Source organism: Mesorhizobium sp. M7A.F.Ca.CA.002.04.1.1 (assembly GCF_004022805.1).
Classification (GTDB): Bacteria; Pseudomonadota; Alphaproteobacteria; order Rhizobiales; family Rhizobiaceae; genus Mesorhizobium; species Mesorhizobium ciceri.
The window spans coordinates 1-2,019 of record NZ_RZPL01000894.1; the positions used below are offsets into that span (position 1 = coordinate 1).

The window sequence follows — 2,019 nt, forward strand, 5'->3', positions numbered from 1 at the left end:
TGACGTGGCGGCCATCGAGCGCGGCGATGAGCGCCGTCTTCTCGGCTTCAGCACTTTGCCGGCGCGCCTGCGCGCGGCCGCTCGGACGTCTTGCCTACCGGCCGCAATTTGTTCACCTCGGACCCGCGCACCATGCCGACGCCGACCGCCTATGATCTGGGCAGGGCAGCGGCGGAGGAAGTCGTGCGCGGCTACATGCAGTCGCATGGCGACTGGCCACGCTCGCTAGTCATCGATCTCTGGGGCTCGGCATCGCTGCGCACCGGCGGCGAGGAGATCGCTCAAGGCCTGGCGCTGATGGGCTGCCGGCCGCAATGGGATTTGGCCACCGGCCGCATCACCGGCATCGAAGTGCTGCCGCCGGCCACGCTCGGAAGGCCACGCGTCGATGTCACATGGCGCATATCAGGCCTGTTCCGCGACATGTTCCCGACCCAGATCGCGCTGATCGATGCCGCAGCCAACGCGGTTGCCGCGCGCGACGAGGACGATTCGGAAAACCCGCTCGCGGCCAAAACCCGCGCCGACGGCAAGATCAGCCCGCGCATCTTCGGCACCTCGCCGGGCACATACGGCGCCGGCGTCGAGGATCTCATGTCCTCCGGCGACTGGGCGGCACGCGACGAAATCGGCCGCGCCTATCTCGACGCTACATCGCACGCCTATGGCGGCGCCGGGGGCGAAGGCATCTCCGCGCCCGGCGCCTTCGAGGGCCGCATCGCCGAAGCCGATCTTCTCGTCCACACCGGCGACGACCCCGGCCGCGACATCCTCGAGGGCTCCGCCGATGTGGCCTTCATCGGCGGCTTTTCCGCAGCACTTGCGGCGCTCGGCAGGAATGCCGACGTCATCGTGCTCGACACCACGGACCCGCAAAAGCCGAAGCCACGCTCGATCAGTGAGGCCGTAGCGCGCGTCGTGCGTGCCCGCGCCGTCAATGCCCGTTTCATCGCTGGCCAGATGCGGCACGGCCCGCGCGGTGCCTCCGAATTCGCCGAAACCGTCGACCGGCTGGTCGGCTTCGCCGAAACCACGCACGCCATTCCGGGAACGCTGATCGAGGCGGTGCATGACGCCTATGTCGGCGATCCCATGGTCCGCGCCTTCATCCTGCGCGAAAACCCCGCCGCCGCAAAAATCATCGCCGAGCGTTTCCTGTCGGCGCGCCGGCGCGGCCTCTGGCATCCCCTGCGCAATTCCATCGACGACGATTTGACGGCCCTGATTGCCGAGGCAGAAGCACTTGGGGTGGCGGCATGAGCGCCTTCTCGCGCCGCGGCGCCTGTCCGGCTTTGTCGGCACCGATGCAAACCGGCGACGGCCTGCTGGTGCGGCTCAACCCGGTTGCTGGGGGAATGTCGCCAGAGTCGTTGATCGGACTAGCCGAATCCGCTTTGCGGCACGGCAATGGCATCATGGAAGTCACCGCGCGCGGCAGTTTGCAGATACGCGGCCTGACGGCGCAAAGTGCTGCGCTGCTGGCGGCGGAGGTCGATGCGCTTGATATCGCGGTTCGCACCGGCGTGCCGGTCGAGACCGGGCCGCTGGCAGGCATTGATCCGCAAGAGATTGCCGATCCCCGGCCGCTGGCTGAACGTATCAGGGCTGCGATCGAAGAAGCTGGGCTCGTACAGCGCCTAAGACCGAAGGTGTCGGTCGTTGTGGACGGCTGCGGGCAACTCGCCATGGATGCGGTCACGGCCGACGTGCGGCTTGCTGCAACGCGCACCGATGCGGGAGTTCGGTGGCGCGTGTCTGTCGCGGGTGACGGGAGGAATGCGAGGCCGCTGGCGTTTGCCGATCAAGGTGCGGCGCGCGATATTGCCGTTGCAGCTCTAAGGATGGTTGCAGAGAAAGGCCGCGAGGCCCACGCAAGGGATTTATCGGAGAGGCAATTAGTGTCTTTGGCGGGTTGGCTGTGCTCGACGAGTTTGCGCGAGGCGCCCCCCTCTGTCCTGCCGGACATCTCCCCCTCAGGCGGGGAGATTGGCAGCTTCGACGCCGGCTTTTCCTTAACAG

The 2,019-nt window shown here is 67.2% G+C and carries 1 protein-coding gene and 1 pseudogene; both read left to right on the forward strand.

The features are described 5' to 3' along the window. Positions 1–57 precede the first annotated feature (57 nt). Positions 58–1,260, forward strand: a pseudogene (locus tag ENZ75_RS30075) (cobaltochelatase subunit CobN); the annotation flags it as partial. Then, the coding region (gene cobG / locus ENZ75_RS30080; RefSeq protein WP_128278558.1) for a precorrin-3B synthase at positions 1,257–2,019 on the forward strand (763 nt) is incomplete at its 3' end. The pseudogene ENZ75_RS30075 and the gene cobG, both read left to right, overlap by 4 nt.